At 38.2% G+C, this 24,082-nt stretch carries 22 protein-coding genes; 6 read left to right on the forward strand and 16 right to left on the reverse strand.

Going from position 1 to position 24,082, the window contains the following annotated elements; translation table 11 throughout:
• Nucleotides 1-44: 44 nt before the first annotated feature.
• Both MKY76_RS18420 and MKY76_RS18425 read right to left on the reverse strand, forming a co-directional pair.
• Nucleotides 45-1,217 carry an acetyl-CoA C-acetyltransferase gene (locus tag MKY76_RS18420; protein ID WP_342556932.1) on the reverse strand — a complete coding sequence of 391 codons (1,173 nt, stop codon included), beginning with the start codon at nt 1,215-1,217 and terminating at the stop codon, nt 45-47.
• Nucleotides 1,218-1,266: 49 nt separating this feature from the next.
• Nucleotides 1,267-3,651, reverse strand: coding sequence for a 3-hydroxyacyl-CoA dehydrogenase/enoyl-CoA hydratase family protein (locus MKY76_RS18425; protein WP_342556933.1), 2,385 nt, complete (start codon nt 3,649-3,651; stop codon nt 1,267-1,269).
• Between the two features lie 353 nt (nt 3,652-4,004).
• Between MKY76_RS18425 and MKY76_RS18430 the strand changes: the two genes are divergently transcribed.
• Together MKY76_RS18430 and MKY76_RS18435 are read left to right on the forward strand one after the other, a co-directional pair.
• Nucleotides 4,005-4,349 carry a thioredoxin family protein gene (locus tag MKY76_RS18430; RefSeq protein WP_081010969.1) on the forward strand — a complete coding sequence of 115 codons (345 nt, stop codon included), beginning with the start codon at nt 4,005-4,007 and terminating at the stop codon, nt 4,347-4,349.
• A 56-nt stretch (nt 4,350-4,405) separates the two neighbouring features.
• Nucleotides 4,406-4,909 (forward strand): C39 family peptidase, encoded by a 504-nt coding sequence (locus MKY76_RS18435; protein ID WP_115672953.1) that lies wholly within the window; start codon nt 4,406-4,408, stop codon nt 4,907-4,909.
• 90 nt (nt 4,910-4,999) lie between these two features.
• Here MKY76_RS18435 and MKY76_RS18440 read toward each other — a convergent pair whose 3' ends face one another.
• The 9 genes from MKY76_RS18440 to MKY76_RS18480 all read right to left on the reverse strand — a co-directional run bounded on the left by MKY76_RS18440 (nt 5,000) and on the right by MKY76_RS18480 (nt 14,818).
• Complete coding sequence (locus MKY76_RS18440; protein WP_004228212.1) at nt 5,000-5,887, reverse strand: 5'-3' exonuclease; 888 nt, start codon at nt 5,885-5,887, stop codon at nt 5,000-5,002.
• Nucleotides 5,888-6,003: 116 nt separating this feature from the next.
• A complete protein-coding gene (locus tag MKY76_RS18445; RefSeq protein WP_342556934.1) occupies nt 6,004-6,990 on the reverse strand; it encodes an agmatinase family protein in 987 nt (328 codons plus the stop codon).
• A 391-nt stretch (nt 6,991-7,381) separates the two neighbouring features.
• Complete coding sequence (locus tag MKY76_RS18450) at nt 7,382-8,374, reverse strand: polysaccharide deacetylase family protein (protein WP_103118738.1); 993 nt, start codon at nt 8,372-8,374, stop codon at nt 7,382-7,384.
• Between the two features lie 4 nt (nt 8,375-8,378).
• Nucleotides 8,379-9,125 (reverse strand): hypothetical protein, encoded by a 747-nt coding sequence (locus tag MKY76_RS18455; protein WP_231595696.1) that lies wholly within the window; start codon nt 9,123-9,125, stop codon nt 8,379-8,381.
• Nucleotides 9,106-10,779, reverse strand: a complete 1,674-nt coding sequence (locus tag MKY76_RS18460) for a GNAT family N-acetyltransferase (protein WP_342556935.1) — start codon at nt 10,777-10,779, stop codon at nt 9,106-9,108. The genes MKY76_RS18455 and MKY76_RS18460 overlap by 20 nt, the downstream gene beginning before the upstream one ends.
• A gap of 1 nt (nt 10,780) precedes the next feature.
• Nucleotides 10,781-11,911: a glycosyltransferase family 4 protein gene (locus tag MKY76_RS18465; RefSeq protein WP_199768277.1), complete on the reverse strand. Its 1,131-nt coding sequence runs from the start codon at nt 11,909-11,911 to the stop codon at nt 10,781-10,783.
• Nucleotides 11,912-11,921: 10 nt separating this feature from the next.
• Nucleotides 11,922-12,557 (reverse strand): sugar transferase, encoded by a 636-nt coding sequence (locus MKY76_RS18470; RefSeq protein ID WP_048394351.1) that lies wholly within the window; start codon nt 12,555-12,557, stop codon nt 11,922-11,924.
• Nucleotides 12,558-12,698: 141 nt separating this feature from the next.
• Nucleotides 12,699-13,148: an SACOL1771 family peroxiredoxin gene (locus tag MKY76_RS18475; RefSeq protein ID WP_054549471.1), complete on the reverse strand. Its 450-nt coding sequence runs from the start codon at nt 13,146-13,148 to the stop codon at nt 12,699-12,701.
• Between the two features lie 68 nt (nt 13,149-13,216).
• Nucleotides 13,217-14,818: a Na/Pi symporter gene (locus MKY76_RS18480; RefSeq protein ID WP_342557919.1), complete on the reverse strand. Its 1,602-nt coding sequence runs from the start codon at nt 14,816-14,818 to the stop codon at nt 13,217-13,219.
• Nucleotides 14,819-15,042: 224 nt separating this feature from the next.
• On the opposite strand from MKY76_RS18480, the gene MKY76_RS18485 reads away from it, so the two are divergent.
• On the forward strand, nt 15,043-15,660 hold the full coding sequence (locus MKY76_RS18485) for a 3-ketosteroid-delta-1-dehydrogenase (RefSeq protein WP_259949670.1): 618 nt from the start codon (nt 15,043-15,045) through the stop codon (nt 15,658-15,660).
• Nucleotides 15,661-15,698: 38 nt separating this feature from the next.
• Here the strand turns inward: MKY76_RS18485 and MKY76_RS18490 are convergent, their stop codons facing one another.
• Both MKY76_RS18490 and MKY76_RS18495 read right to left on the reverse strand, forming a co-directional pair.
• Nucleotides 15,699-17,312: a GNAT family N-acetyltransferase gene (locus MKY76_RS18490; protein WP_342556936.1), complete on the reverse strand. Its 1,614-nt coding sequence runs from the start codon at nt 17,310-17,312 to the stop codon at nt 15,699-15,701.
• Nucleotides 17,313-17,445: 133 nt separating this feature from the next.
• Nucleotides 17,446-19,134 carry an FAD-dependent oxidoreductase gene (locus tag MKY76_RS18495; protein WP_342556937.1) on the reverse strand — a complete coding sequence of 563 codons (1,689 nt, stop codon included), beginning with the start codon at nt 19,132-19,134 and terminating at the stop codon, nt 17,446-17,448.
• A gap of 655 nt (nt 19,135-19,789) precedes the next feature.
• Here MKY76_RS18495 and MKY76_RS18500 point away from each other — a divergent pair.
• Entirely contained in the window at nt 19,790-20,476 is a 687-nt protein-coding gene (locus tag MKY76_RS18500; protein ID WP_231595704.1) for a zinc transporter family protein, read from the forward strand.
• A 40-nt stretch (nt 20,477-20,516) separates the two neighbouring features.
• On the opposite strand, the gene MKY76_RS18505 is transcribed toward MKY76_RS18500, so the two are convergent.
• A complete protein-coding gene (locus MKY76_RS18505) occupies nt 20,517-21,575 on the reverse strand; it encodes an S-layer homology domain-containing protein (protein WP_066037160.1) in 1,059 nt (352 codons plus the stop codon).
• A gap of 432 nt (nt 21,576-22,007) precedes the next feature.
• Here MKY76_RS18505 and MKY76_RS18510 point away from each other — a divergent pair, with 432 nt between their 5' ends.
• Nucleotides 22,008-22,907 carry a 3-hydroxyacyl-CoA dehydrogenase gene (locus MKY76_RS18510; RefSeq protein WP_054549488.1) on the forward strand — a complete coding sequence of 300 codons (900 nt, stop codon included), beginning with the start codon at nt 22,008-22,010 and terminating at the stop codon, nt 22,905-22,907.
• A 50-nt stretch (nt 22,908-22,957) separates the two neighbouring features.
• Here MKY76_RS18510 and MKY76_RS18515 read toward each other — a convergent pair whose 3' ends face one another.
• Both MKY76_RS18515 and MKY76_RS18520 read right to left on the reverse strand, forming a co-directional pair.
• The gene (locus MKY76_RS18515) at nt 22,958-23,149 is read right to left on the reverse strand and encodes a hypothetical protein (RefSeq protein ID WP_004228187.1); all 192 of its coding nucleotides are present in this window, start codon (nt 23,147-23,149) and stop codon (nt 22,958-22,960) included.
• 3 nt (nt 23,150-23,152) lie between these two features.
• A complete protein-coding gene (locus MKY76_RS18520; RefSeq protein WP_281217218.1) occupies nt 23,153-23,701 on the reverse strand; it encodes a sigma-70 family RNA polymerase sigma factor in 549 nt (182 codons plus the stop codon).
• 173 nt (nt 23,702-23,874) lie between these two features.
• Here MKY76_RS18520 and MKY76_RS18525 point away from each other — a divergent pair, with 173 nt between their 5' ends.
• A complete protein-coding gene (locus MKY76_RS18525; RefSeq protein WP_281217219.1) occupies nt 23,875-24,030 on the forward strand; it encodes a YvrJ family protein in 156 nt (51 codons plus the stop codon).
• Nucleotides 24,031-24,082: the final 52 nt, after the last annotated feature.

Genomic DNA, 24,082 nt, shown 5'->3' on the forward strand with positions numbered 1-24,082 from the left:
GGAGGCAACCGTAAACAGTACACCTCAAGCTGATCTAGCAAAAATTATAGAATTTCAAATACGCCAGCAGCACCCATGCCGCCACCAATACACATTGTCACTACACCATATTTCTTCCCTTGACGCTTCAATTCATGAATTAGCTTTAATGTTAAAATAGCTCCCGTTGCGCCTAGTGGATGACCTAATGCAATCGCTCCACCATTGACATTGACTTTCTCTTGGTCGATGCCTAAATGACGTACCACCTGTAATGACTGTGAAGCAAATGCTTCATTGATTTCCCATAAATCAATATCTTCGATGGATAAACCTGCAATTTCCAACACTTTTGGCACTGCCACGATAGGCCCGATACCCATTACTTCAGGAGGTACACCGCCAACTGCAAAGCCTAGGAATTTTGCCATTGGTGTCAGTCCTTGCTTGACAGCCTCTTCACGATCCATTACTAGTACAGCTGCTGCACCATCAGAAGTTTGAGAGGCATTGCCCGCCGTTACACTGCCTTTTACGTGGAAAGCTGGACGTAGTTTGGCTAAACCTTCAACTGATGTACCTGGACGTACACCTTCATCCATACTGAATGTGAATTTTTTCACTTGTGGTTTATTGTTATCGTCTACGTAGTGCTGTTCCACTTCAATTGGTACAATTTCATCATTGAATTTACCTTCTTTAATTGCCTTTTCAGCAAGCTCATGCGAGCGAACAGCAAAAGCATCTTGGTCTTCACGACTAACATTATATTGACGAGCTACTTCCTCAGCTGTATGCCCCATGCCCATATAATACTGTGGAGCCGTTTCTGCTAAAGTCGGATTTAAACGTGGTGTATTCCCTACCATTGGCACCATACTCATGGATTCTACACCACCAGCAAGAATAGCCTTTGAGTGTCCTAGCATAATTCGCTCTGCTGCATAAGCAATTGCCTGTAAACCTGATGAGCAAAATCTATTGATTGTCAGAGCAGGCGTTGTATCTGGTAATCCAGCAAGTGCCCCAATACTACGTGCTACATTCATTCCTTGCTCTGCTTCTGGCATTGCACAGCCTAAAATTAAATCATCAATTGGCCCTTCATAGCCTGCTCTTTTCAATGTTTCCTTGACTACAACAGCACCAAAATCATCTGGTCTTACTGTTGCTAAAGAACCTTTTTTTGCTTTTCCAATTGGAGTTCGTGCTCCTGCTACAATAACGGCTTCACGCATCGTATTAATCCCCCTTTGTTTCATGTGCAAGATTGATCTATTTCGTCAATTAGTTACGAAGTGGTTTACCTTTTAACAGCATGTGTTGCATTCTCTGCTGTGATAGCGGATCAGCAACAAGACTAAGGAATGCCTCACGCTCTAAGTTCAATAAATATTGCTCATCGACTAATGTGCCGTACGGAACCTTTCCACCTGCAATAACATAAGCTAATTTTTTAGCAATTTTTAAATCATGTTCGCTAATAAAGCCTGACTCAAACATCCCTTGCGCACCGATGAGTAATGTACCATAGCCTGATGCACCGACCACTGGCACTTTTGTTGGTACAGGTGGTTGATAGCCCGCTTCGTAAAGTGCTAATGCCGCCTGCTTCGCATCATACAATTGATGATCTGGATTAACTGAAATACCATCCGCAAAGTTTAGGAAATTATTTTCACGTGCTTCCTCACCAGATGTTGAAACCTTCGCCATCGCAATTGTTTCAAATACTTTATTAGCAATATGTTGATAGTCTACCTCTACGCCATTTGGTAAGCCCTTTAGGAATTTCTGATAGAGCGCTTTATTTCCGCCACCACCTGGGATTAATCCAACCCCTACTTCCACTAAGCCCATATATGTTTCCATTGTTGCTTGAATATGTGCAGCTGGTAAGCAAACCTCTGCTCCTCCGCCTAATGTCATGGCAAACGGTGCTGCTACAACAGGCTTACGTGAATATTTAATTTTCTGCATAGCATCTTGGAATGCTTTAATGACGAAATCTAGCTCAAATATATTATCATCCTGTGCTTCTACCAAAATCATTCCTAGATTTGCCCCAACACAGAAGTTTTTCCCCTGATTACCGATGACTAAGCCCTTATAGTTAGCCTCTACTTCATCTACCGCAAAGTTAATCATTTGAATAATATCCAAGCCGATTGCATTGGATTGCGAATGGAACTCCAGTAATGCAATTCCATCCCCTAAATCTATTAAACTAGCACCTGTGTTTGATTTAATCACACCATGCTTTTTCTTATAACGTTTTAAATTAATCTCTTTTTCATTGACTGGCACTTTCACATATTGTGAACCATTATAGTAAGCTAAATCTCCATCTAATTCTGTATAGAATGTCTCCACGCCATTTGCTAACATCTCTTTGACAAAAGCAGGTACCTCTCGGCCCTCAGCCTCCATTTTCGCCACAGAATCTTTTACGCCTATAGCATCCCAAATCTCAAATGGCCCTTGTTGCCAGCCGAATCCCCATTTCATCGCGTTATCAATGGCTACGATATCATCTGCAATCTCCCCATGCAGCTGTGCAGAATAAAGGAGCGTCGGTGCAAAAATCCCCCATAATAGCTCGCCTGTACGATCCTTTGCATAGGTTAACGCCTTCACTTTATTGGCCAATCCACGAGTTTGTTTTGCCATTTCAATAGAAGGTGTTTTTAATTTTTTGGCTGGACTATACGTTAAGGTTGCTGGATCAATCTCATGTATCTCTTTTCCTTGTTTTAAGAAGAAACCTTGACCCGATTTTGCTCCTAACCAACCGTTTGTGACCATTTTTTGTAAAAATTCAGGTACTGCAAATACTTGCTGCTCCTCACCTGTTGTTTGATCGTAAACATTTTTCGCTACATGAATGAATGTATCTAAACCAACTACATCTAGCGTACGGAAAGTTGCAGACTTTGGACGGCCGATAAGCGGACCTGTTACAGAGTCTACCTCACCAACAGAGTAACCACCTTTTAACATTTCCTGTAAAGTGATAAGTAAACCATATGTTCCGATGCGGTTGGCAATAAAGTTTGGTGTATCTTTTGCAAGTACAACTCCTTTACCAAGCACATCTTCCCCAAACGTTTTCATGAAGCTAACTACTTCAGGTGCAGTTGTATTGGCAGGAATCACTTCTAATAACTTTAAATAGCGAGGTGGGTTGAAAAAATGTGTGCCAAGAAAATGCTTTTGAAAATCATCTGAACGTCCCTCTGCCATCGCATTAATGCTAATACCAGATGTATTTGAACTAATGATTGTTCCTGGTGAACGAACCGCATCAATTTTTTCATAAAGACTTTGTTTAATTGATAAATTTTCTACAACAACCTCAATAATCCAATCGACGTCTTTTAGTTTCCCTAGATCATCCTCAAAGTTGCCAACCGTTAGTAGTAATAAATTTTTCTTAGAAGTAAGTGGTGCTGGCTTTTGCTTTAATAACTTTTGCAAAGCTCCGTTTACAATACGATTTCTAACAGCTGGATGCTCTAAAGAAAGGCCTTTTGCTTCTTCCTCTTGCGTCATTTCCTTTGGTGCTATATCCAATAGTAATGTTGGTATACCGATATTTGCTAAATGTGCTGCAATTCCAGAGCCCATCACCCCAGAACCTAGAACAGCTGCTTTTTTAATGTTGTAAGTCACAAGCAATTCCCCCTTATTCTCCCATTGAATGAATAGCCATTCATTTTTTGGCCAAAAAAATATCAAGTGTACCTTAGTGAATTTTTTGTCCTTTTGTTGAATGAGATTCCCTCCACTCAACCAAGCACGACTAAGGTTTATCTTCGCTCCAAAATGACACTTCTCAATGAATGAAGATAAAACTACTTTTCTGTTTTTAGTGTAGATTATTTTGTCTAATTTAGCAATCTTTTTTCAAGAATTATTTTTGCAGTATACATCTTTTTTTGTTTTTAACGAGCTAAAAGAGGACAAGAAGTAGCGATTGAAACGGCCAAACAGAAAACTTTCAGATTGCGAGAAAAATGTGTAGAATGGAAAGCAAGGAGAGTGAATACTTAATGAAAACTATTACTACTGCAGAACAATTTAACGAATTAATCGCTGGCGACCAAAAAGTTTTAGTGAAATTTTATGCTGGCTGGTGCCCTGATTGCACACGTATGAATATGTTCATCGATCCAATCATTGAAGAGTACAACCAATATGACTGGTATGAGCTAAACCGAGACGAGCTTCCAGAAATCGCTGATAAGTACGATGTTATGGGAATTCCAAGTCTATTGATTTTCCAAAATGGTGAAAAACTTGCACACTTACATAGTGCAAATGCAAAAACACCTCAGCAAGTAACAGAATTTTTATCTGCTCAACAATAATGGCGAGAGAGCTGCATTTCTTCTTGAAATGCAGCTCTTTTTGAAAGGAGTTTATCATGCGTCAACAATTGGCACTACGAGGGGCTTCACAATATGAGATTTCCATTGCACCAAGCTATCGCAATTCTGCCTGTGGACCTACTACGATTCATGTCATCTTAAAATTTTTAAATGAGTCAACTCCTTCCATTAATGAGCTATATAAACTGCTTGGTGGTACAAGAATTGGCTTATTCAAATGGAGACTGATTCACAATCTTCGTCAATTGCTTCCAACGTGGGATATTCGAACATGTTCATTAAAGGAAGCTCTACAGGAAATTGACGCAGGTCGACCAGTTGCTATGCGTTTTGATCGCTATTTTAGCCTTCAGTGGCAAGATAAAAAATCAACCTTTGCTTATCATTGGGTACCACTTATAGGCTATGAGATAAAAAATGATGAGCTATGGCTAATATTCCATGATAATGGTGGTCCACAACGTGATAGCCAAATTCGTCAGGCTCTCTATAAAGACAACGAAAAGGTATTATCCTTCGTGAAAATGGTTCCTTACTAGAGCAAATATCGATTAGCCTTCTTTTTGCTCTCTATTCTTTTCCTTACAATAAAAAAAGCAGAGCATATGACTATACTCTGCGATGATTGATTAAATAAGCGAATACAAAGAACGGGCGTGCTTGGCAATTAGTGTGTAGCCACGCTCTTCTATTGCTTTAAAAATATGTGGTTCGTAAGTTGGTAACACAAGGCTTGTAAAATCAGCGTCAATTGGTACATTGGTTTGAATCGTTGCAAGCTCATGTGATAGCTGCAACATATCTAAATTATCTTGAATTTTTGTTCTTTGACCTGGCTTCAATTCACCGAGTGATGCCAGTATTTTGTCTATTGAGCCATATGTTTGAATAAGCGTTAACGCTTGTTTTGGGCCAATCCCTTTCACACCTGGATAGCCATCACTTGAATCACCCATAAAGGCTTTCACCTGTGCAAACTGTGAAGGTTCAATACAATATTCTTCTTTAAAGCGAGCATGTGTATAAATATCGTATTCTGTATAGCCCTTTTTCATAAACGCAATTTCTGTAGATGGCCTTAAAAGCTGAAGTAAATCCTTATCACCACTAATGACCGTAATGTCTGCCTCGTCCTGCCATTTCGTTATCATGGAGCCAATTAAATCATCTGCCTCCATGCCCTTTACTCCGAAATTTTGCCAACCCATTTGCTGCGATAAATTTTTCGCCATATCAAATTGTGGTAGCATTTCCTCTGGAGGTGCTGGGCGATTCGCTTTATAGCCATCAAATAAATCATTGCGGAATGTATGTGCGCCCATATCCCAGCAAACAGCCATATGTGTTGGCTTCATAATAGTTTGTGCTGTTAGAACATGTCGCACAAATCCTTGGGCACCATTCGTAGGTGTTCCATCTGCCAAGCGAATAAAATGCCCCATGGCAGCCGAAGCGAAAAAAGAACGGAATAACAGTGCCATACCGTCGACAATCAATAATCTTGGTTTTGTTGTCATCATAAATTTCCTCTCTATTACAATACAAAGTTTGTATTTATTTATTGTTTTCTATATTAAACATTATAGCAAACTTTTAAAATTCAGCATTGTTAATACTCGGAAATACACTTGCTTTACAACATAACCTTTCCTTTTTTCGAGATACGATTGCGATGATCTAGTTGAATGCCTGTCAACCATTGTAAAAATGCAGTTACACCGATTTTAACAGTTTCTGGACGTAGTATACCTTCTTTAGGATCAGCATAAACAAAATCAATATGACGAACACCCTCATTTTCGCCAATAATCTTGAGGATATCGAATAACTCATAAGCCGTTAAACCACCAGGTGAAGCTGCAGGAACATCACAGGCAAATACAATATCAAGTGCATCTAAATCCACAGACACATAAATGCGATCTACTTCATACATAAGCTGACGCAGCATTTCACGTATTGTGAGTTGAATACCATCACGTCGCATTTGCTTTAACGTAATCATATGAATGCCTTGTTCTTTAGCATAATGAATCATTTCGGGTGAATTGAAAAAGCCATGCAAACCGACATTATAGACATGTCTCCCCTCAACAACCCCTGCTGCAATTAACTGATGAATTGGAGAATCTTGTGCTAAACCAATTTCCTCTTGGTTTCTTGCATCTAAATGCGTGTCAATCTGAATGATGCCAATGCGATCCTGTGGGAAGGCATTTTTTATACCTTTTATGGAGTGAGCTGTAATAGTATGATCTCCCCCAATCAAACAAGTAAAACTTCTTTGAAAGGCTATACTTAAATTTTCCGCAGCAGCCTCGATGGCAGATTCCGAAAGCATTCGATCATTTTCTAGAATCGCCACATCCCCAATATCCACAACTGAAAGGGCACGTAAATTCACCTGCTCATCTAAATTATACGATTGAAAACCTGGCCAAGCCTTACGAAAGGCTGTTGGGTATTGCGCTTTTGACGACGCACCATTGGTATATGATAAAAGCGCTCCATATACGACAATATCCACCTCATTCGGATACGGATTTGTTTGCTGCTTTATCCACTGATGCATAGCTGATCCATTCTCCTGCTTCCATTGGCATTCTGATTGTATAAACATATTCATCTACCACCTTCTTCTCTTTTCCATTCAAGTTCAATTGACCTAAATCAATTGGTGCTCCCCTGTAAATGTCCTAACATATTTTCTTTATAGTAATAGTACCATTCGTACAATGATTTTCGTCAAAGTTTTTCTTTTTTTCTCTTATATTGAAAATATTCTTTTGATCAAACAAAAAAAGCAAACTTGAAATCAGTTTGCTCAGAAATTACATGTTTCTTTTGTTAGGAGATTGTGGCTGTTCTCAAATTTTTGAGTGTTGTTCACCTACCTTGAGCGCTTTGACACTCTTAATAAATGACTTTCTCTCGTTTGCAAGCACTTTAATTACTCTTCAGAGAGCAAACCTCTTTTTTACCAACTCTTCGTACAGAGAGCTCTTCCATTATTACTTCTGCTGTTTCGAAAGGCTTTCGCAAAGTTCTGCTACCTCATACATGGAATAGCTTTGGAAATCATATTGACTACGCAGCTCTTGATGATAACTTAATAGTTCTTCTAGCATCGCCAAATTCTTATCAATATGCTTACCAAAATTATGAGGATGCCACCATAAATGATAAAAGGCTTGTGCCTGTGCAGCCTTGAGCATGCCTTCCTTTATTCGCTTTACTTTTAAATTTTCGAATATACGTAATGGACTACAGTATGGCCTTAAAAAAGCACTTGATCGAATATTAATCAGTTGCTCCTCTTGCATTTCTTCCAGGGTGGCTATATGATGACCAGTTATATTCCAATAGCTATCTATCCACTTCTTAGCACCTAAAAGTCTTCCCTTTTTCGTAAACTTTTGTGCGTCATATAGCTCATGATTTTCGGTGCCTCTATAGCAAACATATCCCTCTTCTAAACAAGCTGTAAAATAGTCTTTGTTTATTTGATTACGAGGAAAGACAATCGATTTCATAGGCGCAGTATAGCCGTCACTGATTGTTTTGGTTGCATGTAAATCCGCACAAAAGGCAGCTTTCGTTTGGCCCTTCTCCAAGCAATAAAAATGAGAAAAGGTATGACTTCCTATTTCCTGATGTGGTGTACGTTTAATTTCCTCAATTAATGATTTACCAAAATGCAGGAGATCTTCTTGTTCATTTTCGCCAACTTTTGCTAGCTGTGTATGTGCTGCAAAGCGCATATTTTCATATTTCACAGGGATACCTCGCAAATAATGAGCCATTTCTGCCTTTGATTCAGCAAACAATAATCCAACTGTAGCCCAAGTTGCATGGATGTCATATTGCTCAAATAACGCTAGTATCCTGGGCAAGGCTTTACGGACACCATATAGGTTTTTATTGTATTGGCCATAACGAAATACGTCATGGACACCCCAATTCAGCTCAAAATCTAATGAAATAACGAGACCCCCACCATTCATGTTGCTACTTCCTCCATTTTTGCACACCTAGTAAAAGTGCACGTATTTTTGATTGGATAATGTAGCCTGAGTAAACATGAACAACCTGGCCACCAAAGCTTAATTTAAAGGCTCGTACATTTCGATTGTCCGTTAATTCTCCCATATCATATAAGACAAAACCTTGCTCCTTTAGGTGTAGCAGGTTATGCCAAATTAAAAACCGATTTGCATAACGGAAAGGACGTTTTAATTGTGCAGGCAATGCGGTTGCATGACATGTTGCCTCAAAATAAGACATCGCTTTTTTCTCATGCACAATATCTAATCGATAACATAATGTCTGTCCACAAAAACTCTGGATCTCCGATAATAATAAGGCACCCTGTTCATTGAGGAGCAGAATGGTTTCCATTTGCGACTTGCCGATTGCTTCAATTTTTTTTCTTTTGGCAAATTGATTGTAAAATTGCTGAAAGGCTTTCAAATTTTCTATGGATGGCTCTTTATACAAAATGACTTGATAGGATTCTTTTTGGGCACGTCGTAAGATTTTACGATTACCTTCAGACAGTGCTAAATATAATGAAAGCTCATGCTCTTGCAAATAAATGTGAATCGTTTCGCTTTTTACAAGCTTCCGACTTGGTACTAATGAATGCGTATAGCCTACAACTTTCATAGACTTTCGAAAATTGGCTGGCTTTTCGAGAAAATAAAAATGCTGCATTGCGATATTCCATCGCTTACTTTTAATGGACAGAATGTACATCGCCCCCACTCTCTGTATATTTTTCTACACGGTGTCGCTCAAAACGAGCAAGTTTATAATGTTTCATTCGAGAAATAGGTTTATAGCCTAGTTGTACTAAGCGCTTGCGCTTGCGCCATTGCCAAAAACTTACCGATACCCACAATGTTTGTGCTGGTTTTATTTTCCGTAAAAAAGCTGTAATAATGTCGATTTGTTTGAAAACATCATAGGCTAAAAAATAGGTTTGCTTCGGTAAGGCTTCTACAATTTGCATTGAATCCACTCGCCAGTTTGTGGCATGTAATGCAAACGCCAGCTTATTCGTTTCCGCAAAGGAGTCTTTATAAATCGTATAGCCCTTATAAAGGAGGGCCATGACTTCTTCCTGATCAAGTTGCATCGCTTCCTGAATCGACATTTCTTCAAATAAGTTTCCGACAGGTTGCTGTGGTGATACGTCATCTGATGGGGATAATTCATACAGCTCCACTTGTTTCAAACGAATAAATTTTTCTACGAATTGTTGTCCATATTCTAGCCAATCTTTTACCTTTCCATACTTTACTAAATATCGTAAATGGCCCAGTGTGTTACGCTTCCAATCTACGACTCGTTGGTTCCCTTTCATAAATTCTTTGAGCCTTTGCTTTAACGATAAAAAACCTGCCAGTAGATTTGTACGTTTCGTACCGCTGCTAGCAAGCATCTGTCTTGTAAAATCAATGTCTGAGCGCCAATCAAATTTATAAGACTCATAGCCTATGCTCATATCATATAAGCGATAGTTAGCAGTAAACGTTCGCTGGATGGCTTCCTGAGTGACTATCCGACCAGCACCAAATAAATTAAAAGTTGGCTCATGTGCAAGGGCATAGGTTACATAGCGGCCACGACAGCATAATCCATAGGTAAAAGCAATCCACTGGTTTTCAAAGACAAGTGCATCGACCTCTACCTGTAACGCCTCACCTTTAAGCATCGTTAAACGCTCAAAAAAATCTCTTTTCTTGCCTTTTGTAAAGCCACTTGTATCTAGTTTTTTTGCCCAACGTCGATCAAATAACCGAAACATTTGCCAAAGCTCGTCCTGTGAAGCCTCACGTCTTTCTAAGGAGCCTAAATTTCTTAGTTTTCGTTCTCGTCGATCAACGCCATGCATTTTTCGACGTTGATTGAAATGGCGATGAAAATCAATTTCCGAAAAAGCAAGATAGGGTGTCACAACTCGGAACAGGCTTGTACGTAATTGTCTTTCTACAAAGTATTGCTCTAAGATCTTAGTAGACACCTTGCTTTCTAATAACCCATGCAAGGAAAAAAGAATATGCCGATGCTTTTTAATGAGCTCATCAAAAACAAAGGTTGTAACTTGCTGTAACCATTCCTTTTTAGCTACAACCCCTGTATAATTGGCGATGTTTTCTCCCGCAAAAGCATACACCCTTACCCCCCAACGAATAGACACTGTAAAAGGAAAAAAGGCCCTAATTGTCCCCTCATGTTCAATGGCGTAAAGCTCTACACGCTCTTTCCGTCCTACAATTTGCCACCAATTATAAAACCAAGCAAATTCTATAAATGGATTATCATTGTTCTCTTCTTCTAAAATGGCATCCCAAATTTCCTTGTACCACATAAGCTCATCATCAGTTCTAATGCGAATTAATTGCAATTTAATCCCCTTTCTTCACTAGTTCTGAAACAGCCTGTTGATAAACCATTAATGTTTTTTGATACATGGGGATGAAGGTGAAGTACTGTAAATAACGCTGCTCACTTGCCGTCCCCATTTCCCCTCTTAAAGGAGCATCCATTAATAATTGATGCAGCCTCTTCTTCAATAATTCATTATTCTCTCGCTCCACTAAAAACCCATTGTCACGATCAATAATAAGCTCTTTCACACCACCTACATTTGTTGCAATAATAGGAAGTCCTACACGCATCGCTTCAATAATCGAAATCGGCAAGCCTTCCCAATCTGATAACAGAACAAATAGGTGGCCTTTCTCAAGATAAGAATGAACGTCTAATTGATTACCTAAAAATGTTACACGATTTGATAATCGATTTTGTTCAACGAAATGTTCTAGAGCTGGACGCAGAGAACCATCTCCAATCAATTGAAGGTGCCAAGGGATATCTGTCAGTTCCGCTAAAGTCTTTAACAGGACATCTTGTCTTTTAGGCACTTCAAAACGAGCAACCATGACAATGACTGGCTGCTCCATGCATATCTTTTCAGTTGTCTTATTTCTCTCGATAGGGTCAATGCCGTTGTGAATAGTCAGCAATTTATGAGCAGGAGCGACCTTTTTCATTAGTGCTAGTTCCCGATCATATTCAGACACTGTAATAATTTTTGTCGTAAATGGCTGAATTGATCTTTCCATCCGTTGATAGAATAGCTTTTTCTTGTAAGGAACACCTTCTGTAAAGCTCCAGCTATGTGCCGTAAAAATAGTTGGAATTTGTAACAACCTACCAACTATGCGACCAATCACACCAGCCTTAGAGGAGTGGGTGGCTATAACGTCTGGTTGTAGATGTTTGAAAACGGCTCTTAATTGCCAAAATGCTTGAAAATCTTTCGCTAGATGAATAGCCCGTTGAAGAGCAGATATACTGATAACAGGGATTTTATGCTCTTGTAAGTGCCACAGTGATGGTTGATAGGAGCCCGTCACTACTGTGACATCATGCCCATCCTGTTTTAAGTGGATAGCAAGTGCCTCCACATGTTTTTGCGCACCTCCAACTTTATCCATTCGTGTAATAAGCTGAACGATCTTCAGTATGGCCACTCCTTATTTTTTAATAAGCACCTGTGCGTGCAACAACAACATAAATTGTCTTCAACAAAATTTGGACATCCAACCAAAAGGAATAATGATCAACGTATTCAATGTCATATGATATTTTTTGTCCATGTGAAATATTCGACCTACCATTAATTTGAGCGAGGCCTGTTAATCCTGGCTTTACCTCCAAACGCCGAGCCTGTAAGGAATTATATGCATTCGTGATCGTTGGTACTTCAGGACGTGGACCAACAATGCTCATATCACCTTTTAACACATTTAAAAGTTGTGGAATTTCATCAATACTGAGTTTTCGAAGAATAGCGCCCACTTTTGTGATGCGTGTATCTTGCTCTGTTTTAAAATAATAATCATCAGGGATACCATCAGCACAAATAGTCGGCATATTGACTGGAACTGCCTGAATACACATTGTTCGTAGCTTCCAAATCACAAAGCGGTGATGATCGAGGCCAGTTCGGATTTGTTTAAAAAAAATGGGGCGACCTGTCGTTATGAGTAAAATGAGGAATATAGCTAGCATTAGAGGAATTGTTATAAAAAGCAAAAATAATGCCCCAATAATATCGAATATTCTTTTGCCGTACTGACCATAGAATGTGAGATTCTGAGCTGTCTGAACGTGCAATACATCATCCTTTGCATTTTTTTAGCACTTAACTCTATATATTCATTTTGAACATTTCTAGAACTATTTTAGAAAAAGTGCTTATTTTATGAAAAAAAGAGTTATATCAGCGTTACTTGCTGAATAACTCTTGCTGTCTTATTATATGCTTGCTTCAAAAATTTGAACATCACATTCAATTACAACATTACCTTTTAATGCTTTACTGATCATACATGTTTGTTCAGCCTTGTGTGCTAAGCGTAGAAGTCTTTTTTCAAGATGTTCTGTTAGCTCTTGCACAATAATAGTCGGTTTATGGACAATTTTTTCATACGTAAAAATGCCATTTTCTACACTAACAAATCCATGGGCCTGCATGGATAATTCCAGTACATCTATTTCTGACCTTTCGAATAAAGCAGCTAGTGTAATTAAATAACAGGTTGCAGCTGCCCCTAAAAGCATTTCATCTGGATTTGTACCAATGCCAGGTCCATTCATTTCCCGAGGAATAGAAATTTGTGTTTGCAAATTACTAGCTTGGATATTTCCTGTACCGTTTCTTCCTTCTGACCAAGTTAAGTCCATTGTAAATTTATGCTGAACCATTCTAGATCCTCCTTTATTTGTAAAGCGAAGAAAAATGCCCGCTTACAAACGTAAGACGAGCATTCCATTTATTCAACTGTTACTGTATTTTTTTCTGTGTCAATATGACGACCTTTCTTAGTCACGGTTTGGTACTCTGCAAGACGAGCGGTCGTACGCCAATAGTGATAGACAAGTCGATCAATCCACAGCAAAGTCTCCACTTTCGATACAGCTGTCTCTAACTCTACCACATTTTCAACAGTGTGCTCAAAGTATGCGTTTCGTTTATCACGACGCACCGTAGCCATTTCAGAGGAAGTAACCTCAAGCAAGGTAGCAATCTCAGGTAGACGTTCATCCTCATCAATGATTAGTAGTACTTTTTCCAATACCTCTAACCACTTTTGGGTTAATGTCTCCTGTAATTGAAAGGCATTTGGATGTTGCTCACGTAATGCCTTTGACAAACGATATAAGTGGTCTAAAGCATGTAAAAGGGCAATATGCTTATACCGTTCTTTTTGAGAGGAAGATTGAATAGCATCCATAAATAAACGTGTTTTTTCGATTGCCTCATCTATTTGAGCCAATCTACTGTCTGTTTCAGCTGCGCGTTTTTTTCCTTGAATAAGGGAAACGAGTACTGTCGTCATTTCCTTAGTAATATCTTGCAATGTATTAAAGGATACCTCTACAGCAACTCCAGGTAGTTTGGCAACACTACTATCTAAATTACGAGTTAAATAATTTCCTTTTTCAGGGATCATTTTTTCAATGGCCTTTGCAAAAGGACGAACAAATGGCACAAAGAGTATCGCGCCAATCACACTAAATAATGTATGGAAAACAGCAATGCCGAGTGTTTCATCAAAACTACCATTGATGGATTTCGTGACAAACTCTGTAAGAGCAAACATAAACCTTGCACCCAATGTCACTAGTATAGCAGTGACTACATTGAACATTACATGTGTCACAGCTGTTCGTTTTGCAGCTGTTGATGCACCAATCGCAGCAAATAACGCTGTAGCTGTCGTCCCGATATTTTGACCAATGACTAAATAAGCAGCCTGTTCAAAATCAATAGCACCTGCATATAAAGCTGTTAAAGTGGCCGCTATTGCAGCACTAGAAGCCTGCATAATAACCGTCATGATAAGACCCAAAACAATTAAAACTAGCTTGCCACTAATAGAATTTGCACTAAATGCATCGAATGGAATTTTATCTTGTACCGCAGCCATTCCTCCCTGAAGAACATCAATACCTAAAAATAATAAGCCAAAACCAGTCACTAGCCCTCCAATTGCTTTGTAATCACGTGGTGCGAGCAATTGGACAAATACACCAAGCGCAATAAAAGGTAGTGACATTGTCTGCATATTGATCTTAAAGCCGATTAATGAAATAATCCAACCAGTACTCGTACTCCCGATATTGGCGCCAATAATAACGCCAATCGATTGGACAAATGTAAGAAGTCCAGCACTGACAAAACCTATCGTAATCAAGGTCGTGGCCGTGGAGGATTGTACAAGCATTGTCATAAATGTACCAGATAGTACCGAGCTAATGGTCCCACCTGTAAAACGATTGAGCCATTTTTTCAAGGCATCTCCTGCCAATTCCTTTAAACCGTTTGTTAGCATCGTCATTCCAAGTAAAAATAAACCTATGCCCCCAAGCACATTGATCAACCTATCAACACTCCCTACTAAAATTGTATCTCTATTAAGAAAGCTCCTTTTTAAAGGAGTTTTATTCCCCAAACATTCTTAATAGTACCATTATTAATTTTGAGAAAATAGGGATATTTCCCTGCATTGTACAAAATCATCCATTATTTTACGAAAAACAATGTGATAATTTTTATGGTAGAATAGAATAAATAATTCTTTAGGAGATTTTCAAAATGATTTTAACAAAGCAAGAAGCAATACAAGCACTTAAAAAGAACAAATTCATCGGTTTTACTATTACAACGGGTAATATTATTATGAAAAAGATTAATAAAACCGAGTATAATATTTTTGTTTTCGAAGAAGGAAGAGAAAAACCATTACGCTATGTAGGCTCTATCATGAACGTGATGGCGACAATGAGCGATAAAGCTTCAAAAAAAGATTTTGTGATTGTTGAACAACTACCAGCAGGAAACAGCGCTAAAGAAACTCAATCTTCTGAACAAGAAGCAACGACAGAGGAAAAAGTAGCACCACATGAAGAAAAGCCTTTAGTTGAAGGACAAGAAGAAAGCCGTGCGATTGCTGGCTATGAAGGCTTATATGAAATGACGGCAAGTGGTCGAATTATTACAGTAAGAGAAAACCGCCCATTGGCTCGCTGTAATGATGAATATGGCTTCCATATTGCGCGATTAACAAAGGACGGCAAAGCATCTAGCCATAATGTCTTTGAACTTTGGAAACAGACATTCCCAGAGCTGGAGCACACTCTTTTCAAAGGTGCCTTAAAAGCCAAGTATGGTACAGGCTGTAAGCTAATTGATAAACCTGGTATTCATTTTTAATGAAACACCCTCAGCAAATATGCTGAGGGTGTTGTTATTTACATATCGTATATTTTTTGCCACTTGAAAATCTTTATTATATTAATTTTAGCTACTTTATGGAAGCCTGCCTGCATGAGCTTTCTTCGTCTGGTTCTCTTATACCAAGGGACTATTGTGCAGACTGCTCTCCCTTCCCGCTGCACATCTGCAACGATCTCCTCTAGTCGCAAGCTATCATATTCTTTTATAAACGACATATTGTCTGACAGCTCATAGGAATAGTTAAATGTTTCTTCGGCTACCGTTTGATCGTGTCGCTTATAGATGACATGATCGCTATCTGCAAAGAGTCGATAGCCCTTATAGAAATCTGTAACATTTTTCTCTCGATCCTTCGTTGTCATGATGTCTTTCATTGATAATTCTTGAAATCTCACATTTCCGTTACTCTGTTGTTGCTTTGCAATATAAACATCTAAAATATGAATGGCTAGCATTCGTTGGAACATTTTTGTAAAAGCTCTTAGCCAATCTTTCGTGCTTGCATGCTTCAGAAAATAACGCAGTTCTCCTAATCGGTCTCGCTTCAATTTTACTAGCTGATGATTATTCGTTAATAGCCCTTTTAGGCGATCACGTATGACCATCCATAATCGAATACTACGCTCTTTAACTCCTTTTGTACTCATCACAAATTTCCTAGTAAAATCAATATGTGTATACCATTCAAACTTATATGGCTCATAGCCACTTCCTAAGTCATAATAACGATAGCCAGCTTGATGTGCTTTTAGCATATTTTCTTTTTCAATGAGGCGACCTGGACCAAATAGATTAAAATCTGGCTCATGGCCCATTGCCTGACAAAAATTGCGCTCTCTACAGCATAGGTCAATTGTAAAAGCAATCCACTGCCCTTCAAATTGTAAGCTATCGACTTCTACGCGAAGCTCCTTACTGTTGGTTTTAGCTAGCTGCTCATAAAATAGACGAGTTTGCTTTTCAGTAAAGCCACTTTTATCAATTTTCTTTTGCCATCTTCTCTTGAATAACGTAAACATGTTTTGTAGATGATTGTGATTCACTTCCTGAAAGGCGACATGACCAAGAGACTTTAATTTGTTTTCACGCCGTTTAAGGCTTTTGAATTTCTTACGATGCATCTTTAGAAATGTTTCCATAGGAATGGTTTGGAAATCAATATAAGATGTGACAGTTCGAAAAATCGAATGAGGCATCTGATATTCAATCGCATATTTTTCTAATACTTGAGAGGTATTTTTACTTTCTAATAATCCATGTAACACGATTAAATAACGCTTATATTTTCGTGAAAACTCCTTCAAAAGAAACGTAATCGAAGGTTCTAACCACTCCTTATCAGCAATCACTTCCATATAGGTCGCAAAACCTTGTCCTAAAAAGCTGAAATAATGGATTGTACCAAATCGTACAGAATGCACTAACGGAAAAAAGGCCACTGCTATACCTTGATGCTCCACTATGTAAATTTTGACATTGTCATGAATCCCGAGCGTTGTCCACCAAGTTGAAATCCATTCATACTCAATAAAAGGGTTATTATTATACTCTTTTTCAAGAATCTCTGACCAAATGCTCCGATAGGGCTCTAACTCTTCGATAGTCGTTATGAGTTTATAAGCTAGCAATGAACTAAATCGCTCCTTTTCACATGATTATCGCCATACATTTAGTAGCCACTATATTCCTAGCAAGAAAGTATTAGAACATTACACCAACGTAAAAACCCCTCCTTATTAGAAAGGAAGGGCTTCGTTTCATTTACACGTTTACAAGTGATACCTCATCTTTTGTCACTGCATTGGCCATATGTGCTGTCGCCACAAAGCTTAGTGTCATACCAGGCCCAATGGTTGCGCCTGGGCCAGGATACGTTTCCCCCATGATAGACGCTGAACAATTGCCAGAAGCATACAACCCCTCAATGGGTTCGCCATTCTCCTTTATTACACGAGCATATTCGTCTACTACGAGGCCACCTTTTGTGCCGATGTCTCCAGGATATAGACGCAATGCATAGAATGGTGCTTTCTTGATTTCTGCTAAATTTGGATTTGGTAGTGTCGGGTCCCCATAGTAATTATCGTAGGCACTATCTCCTCGATAAAAATCATCATCATGTCCGTTCCGCGCAAAGTCATTAAAACGATTCACCGTTGCTACTAGGTTCTCCGCTGGCACTTCCATTTGTTTGGCAAGCTCTTCAATCGTTTCCGCACTTTTTGCAACTCCATGCTCAAACCAACTTTTCGGGAATGCCTGTCCTGGGAACAATCCTGTAAAAATATAACGGCTTTTAGCTGAAGCATCAATTAATATCCAGGAAGGAACTGCCTGCTGTGTGACCTCTTGATGCTTATACATCGTATCCACGAATTCATGATATGGAGCCGCTTCATTGACAAAACGTTGCCCTGCACTATCCACTACAATCATATTGGGCACGCCACGATCTGCCACAAGGAAGAATGGATGTCCTTGTGGATCAATAACAGAAGGGGCTCCCCATACTTTATCCATTAAATCCAACGTTGCACCAATTTTTACGCCAGGTTCAAGGATGTCACCTGTTTGACCTTCTGGAGAAGAAGTCCATGCAGCATTCGTAGGACTTGGTAAATACTTTTCACGAAGTGTCTGATTATGTGAGAAGCCACCTGATGACAGAACAACACCTTTCTTTGCCTCAATTTTAAGCTCTTGTCCATCTCTTTCCACAATAATTCCTATTACTCTTCCTTTGCCCATAATGAAATCTTTAAAGGCCGTTGATAGCCAAAGCTCACCATTTGCTTCTGCAAGGGAGAGGCGTAAACGTGCAATTAAAGCTTCTCCTAAGGCTACTGGATCGCTCTTAGTTACCTTTGACTTGACTAAACGCGCCCCTAATTTCAGTGCAGTAGTTTTACCTTTTAGCGTCCGGGTAATCATATTCACTTTATGAAACTCGTAGCTATTCATCGTGAAGCCTTTTGTTGATAGAGTTGCACGACGCATAGAATTTGCTAAAGAGCCCATTTTTGTTAAATCGAAAATAAGTGGTTCAATGGAGCGTCCCTGTGACAACCCACCTGGTTTTTCTGGATAATAATCCGAGTAGCCTTTTGCATATTGGAAGCGCATATGCTTTGTTTTATTGTATAAAAAGCGTAACATTTCAGGCCCTCTCGTAATATAAGTTTCCTTTAGCTCTTCTGGCACACGATCACCGATTGTTGAATCTAGATATTGGCGTGCAAGTTCATGTGTATCTGGGACACCTGCACCTTTAATGATATGATTATTAGGAATCCATAAAGCACCGCCTGAAATAGCAGAAGCACCACCATAGCGATCTGTTTTTTCGATCACTAATGATTTCATTCCTTGTAACTTTGCTGTTAAACCTGCTGTCAATCCCGCTACACCAGAGCCTACTACTACTACATCATAACTAGCATCCCATTTCATTCAACCATTCCTCCCTATATGAGCTAAATCGATGAATCTGTCCTTTCTATTAAAAAGTATAGAATTAAACCAATATTCAGTCAATTTAAACCATTCCCTATATTTCCACAAAAAAGGAGCATACTCACTCGATTTAGGGTTTAGAATCACCTTTATACAGTTATCTTCCCGTCCACAAAATATTTCATAGGCTACTTGCTTCTTCTAATGGCAATTGATATGTAATGGTACGATACATTAAAAGGCAAGAGGACACAGTCACCCTTTTTCACTTTTGTCACATGCTCTTACCTATTACATAATTCTTATGTGAAGAAATAGCGCCTTGGAAATATGCAAATCAGTTCCACGAATAGCAGTAGAAGTGATTTTCACAATAATATCGTCCTTCTTTTAACAGTTGGACCCTCTAATATCTTTATTTCCATGATAGGTTACAGCCTTCACGACAACACTCCCTTTGCATAGTATCATCACAACAAGCATATATTTTCGACTCTATTCTTTCCTTCACTAACCTGCAGTATGTACATCTTTGTCATTATCGTTTTTATGCAGGCAATTCAATGTCAAGCATATTCATTTCTACTTAGCATATAGTTTGAAAAAGGCATTAAGTTGATGATAGGGCGGAGGAATTTTACAGGTGAGTGCAATGATACTTGGCGGTTTTCTATTTTTCAGTGTGAGCATTGGGGGCGCGATTGCCTGGATTTTCTCTAAGCTATTTCAGCATACGACACAGGGGTTATCATTATTGTGCGGAGGTTTTTTAGTAGGCTTACTTGTGCTAGATATCATCCCTTCTTCCTTTCAAATCTATCAATCATTTGGGATTATATTAGGTATTTTTATTGGTTATTTCATCTTCCAACTACTAGATACCTTATTTCATGCTTCTCATGCACAGAATCCCTCTGTCTCTCTATTAACACTAGCTATGATTATCCATACAATACCTATTAGTCTCACTGTTGGAAATTTACTTGGAAATGCTGCATTAAGTATTTCTCTCACAGCCTCCATTATTCTCCACCATGTTCCAGAGGGATTTGCATTATCTACTGCACTCATCTCTCAAGGTGAAAGGCTTTGGAGACTTTTCATTTATTTCTTCATCTTCTCTATTTTCTTTAGTATTTTCATCTGGTTTGGTCAGTATTGGGCTTTACCAGACAAAGCACAAGGGATCTTAATGGGCATTTCGATAGGATTGATTGCTACAGCTAGTATTTCTGAATTCATTTTGCATCAGCTACAGAAAGTCTCATTTAAAGCATTTTTTATGTATCTCTTTCTAGGTTATTTCCTAAGCTATATTTTCCATATACTTGTTGAATAACAAAGGGATGTCTCCGCGCATGAAACATCCCTTTCCTCTTTTATTTTTCTTCACTAACTAGCATTAAAGTAAGCGTTAAAATTTTAGAAACCTCTGCCCGAGTAAGATTACCTTTTGGGTTAAACTTACCATTCGTACCATTTAAAATACCTAGATGTTGCAATAGACCGATAGCCTCTACTGTTTCTTGACGCATTTGATTTTTATCTGTGAATGAATTGTTTTTGCTCACTTGCGCAACATTCACTTCCATACCTTCTAAATACCTAGCAGTAATATAGGCCATTTCCTCTCGTGTAACGGGCTTTTTCGGCTCAAATTTTTCACCATTGAAAATATCGATTAAGCCATACTCCTCAAGAATCGCTACCTCCTTAGCACCCCAGAAACCACTAAGATCAGTATAAGAAGCAGGACCCTCATAATCTTCATTCACATTTAAGCCAGATGCACGGAAAATAATAGCCGCCAGTTCTCCACGCGTCACTTGTCCATTTGGATTAAACGTAGTAGCCGTTGTCCCATTAATGATATCTGTTTGATATAGTAACTGAATATAGCTTTCAGCCCAATGACCAATAGCATCCTTGAAATATCCACCTGCTTTTAACTCAACGTCGGCACGAGCAAATACCTGTACCATATCATTTAAATCTTCTGCACTAACTGCTTCCCATTTGCCAGCTGTATATACCTCACTCTTATAGCCATTACTAGTTTGTGTAATTTTTATTTGAATCGCAGGCCCAAATAACTTCTTCAGTTCTTCATAGTTTTCCTTAAACTCTTTTTCTCCCTCTGGATAGAGGTTTGTACCATCTTTGTACGATTGAAGAATCGCCTCTAATGAAATTTTTACTGTAATACTATTTTTTGTTGTAACAATCGACACTTCGTTATTTTCAAAGCCTATTTTAGATAACAAAAGCATTTTATAAATATCTTGATAGGGCATGGCTTGTAACTGACTAGTGGCTGCAACATTCTGCTTTGGATGGATTATATTTGCCACATTTACTACATCCTGTGCATACGCCTGTCCACCAACCCCTGTAAAACATGCAATACTCAGTGCACCAGCTAACATTATTTTCTTCACTGTTTTTCCCCCTTCAATTCATAGATTCAGTGTACTAAAACAACAGTTTATAAATCTATAAAAATATGGGAATTAAACAATAATTATATAAAAGACCCATTTTTAACACATTATAATTTTCCTATTTTACTTTTGAGTTTGAAACTAGTTTAACAAAAAGACAAATTACAATGCTATCTACAACAATTACATATGTAATTAGATATATCTCTCAAATGAGGGCAGCTTAAAGGCTGTTCTTTGTTATATTTCTTTAACAGCGGGTACATACTTGGAAAGAAACTTCTTTCAATATACTTTATATTTATATAATGTTAGAGGCTTTCATTTGATTTTTATTCAACGGTAGAAGTAGTATGGAATTGTAACGAAGGATTGATCTACATATCCACACTATTATATTGATGTAACAATTTCAAAGGAGGAATTTCGATGAATTATCAAAACATTACGGTTGCAGGTAGTGGTGTATTAGGAAGCCAAATTGCTTATCAATCTGCTTTCAAAGGTTTTAATGTAACAGTGTATGACATTAACGATGAGGCGTTAAAAAATGCACAGGATCGTATTACAAAATTAAAACCATTTTATCAACAAGATTTAGGTGCTACACAAGAAGAAGTGGATGCAGCCTATGCACGTCTTACTTTTAATAGTGACTTGGCGCAAGCCGTTGCCAATGCTGATCTTGTTATAGAAGCAATCCCTGAAGTTGTGAGCATCAAAACAGAATTTTACACGAATCTTGGAAAAGTAGCACCAGCAAAAACAATTTTTGCAACAAACTCGTCTACTTTACTACCAAGCCAATTTGCTGAAGCAACTGGCCGTCCTGATAAATTTTTAGCTCTTCACTTTGCTAATACAATTTGGAAAAACAATACTGCGGAAATTATGAAACACCCTGGTACAGATATGAAAGTATTTGATGAAGTGATTGAATTTGCACGCGCCATTGGCATGGTACCACTACCATTGCATAAAGAGCAACCTGGCTATATTTTAAACTCATTACTAGTTCCATTTTTAGATGCAGCTGAATCTTTACTGGTAAAAGAAGTGGCCGATCCAGAAACAATTGATAAAACATGGATGATTGGTACAGGCGCTCCACTAGGACCATTTGCTATTCTAGACATCGTTGGCATTAACACTGCCTATAACATTGTGGAAGCGAAAGCAACTGCCACTGGTGATGAAAACATGAAAAAATTAGCTAACCTCTTAAAAACAGAGTACATCGAAAAAGGCAAATTGGGCCGCGCAACAGGTGAAGGCTTCTACACATATCCAAATCCAAGCTTTGCAAAACCAGATTTCTTAAAGGGTTAATGATTAAAAAGAGCAATTGTCCTTCTTAAAAGGGCATTGCTCTTTTTTTATCATACAAAAAAATTCCAAAAACTAGGTGTGTTTTCAAATTCCTTCGTTGTCAGCTTTTCAATAATTTTCAGCTTAATCTCCTGCTCTAAGTCTTCTCTATCCTGGTAACTTGTTTGATGAAGACACTGCTTAATTTTTGGCGTAAAATTTTCAATAATTATTAGCATCTCCTCATTCATATTGTTCTGCATTGACTAAATCTCCTCCTTTCTAATAATATGATGAAGCTTCTTTAAAGCCTTTCGATGCAGGTTGGATATATTCTGTGGTGTTGTTTTTAATGTTTCAGCGATTACTTTTATAGAATAGTCTTTGACATAAATCATTTCTAAAATTTGCAGTTGCTTGTCTGTTAATTTTTGCAAGCCTTTAAAGAGCTGTTCATTTTCAATTTTTTCTAATAATCCTTCTTCTTCTCTCTCTTCGTAACTTATACCGTCGTCCATTAGACCACTATCTGCGACTAATAAAAAGCGATTTTGCAATCTTCTCTTTTTTTTATCGAAATCCAAGCTAAAGAAATAAATTAAATTGCTGATATATTTTATTTTCTGTACCCTTTGATAATGAGCTTGAAATGTTTCATCAACCATTTTCAAATTACAATCATTGGGATGTAAGATTGCATGTTGTACCAAATAAAGATTTTGTGCATCTGCCAAAAAACTCCTGATAATTGGGTTTTTAACCTGTTCTCTATTTCTGTAAAAAAACTCTTCTATTATTTTGTACTCATTACACATTCGCATCACTCCTATATATTCGCCTTCTTGTTCATTAAAGTGAATATCATATATCTATTATAAACCAAAAACAGAACAAATGTTCCCTGATTTATTCATTCGTATTGATTTTATTAATCGTACGTTCACTTTTCATAACTGTAAGCATCACAATAATGAGGGAGGAAGATGTTATGATACCAATTGAAACTATACAAATGTGGGTTCACCTCATAGGTAATTCAGGTTTCCCTATTGCCATTACCATCTATCTCTTTATGCGCTTTGAGAAGAAAATAGAAAATTTGGAAGCAATCATCTTGAAATTGTTAGATAAAAAGGAAAATTAATAAGCCTATAAAAAAATATACGGCAGCATCCTTTAAAAAGGGTGCTGCCGTG

The sequence above is a fragment of the Lysinibacillus sp. FSL P4-0201 genome, assembly GCF_038593425.1.
Classification (GTDB): domain Bacteria; phylum Bacillota; class Bacilli; order Bacillales_A; family Planococcaceae; genus Lysinibacillus; species Lysinibacillus capsici.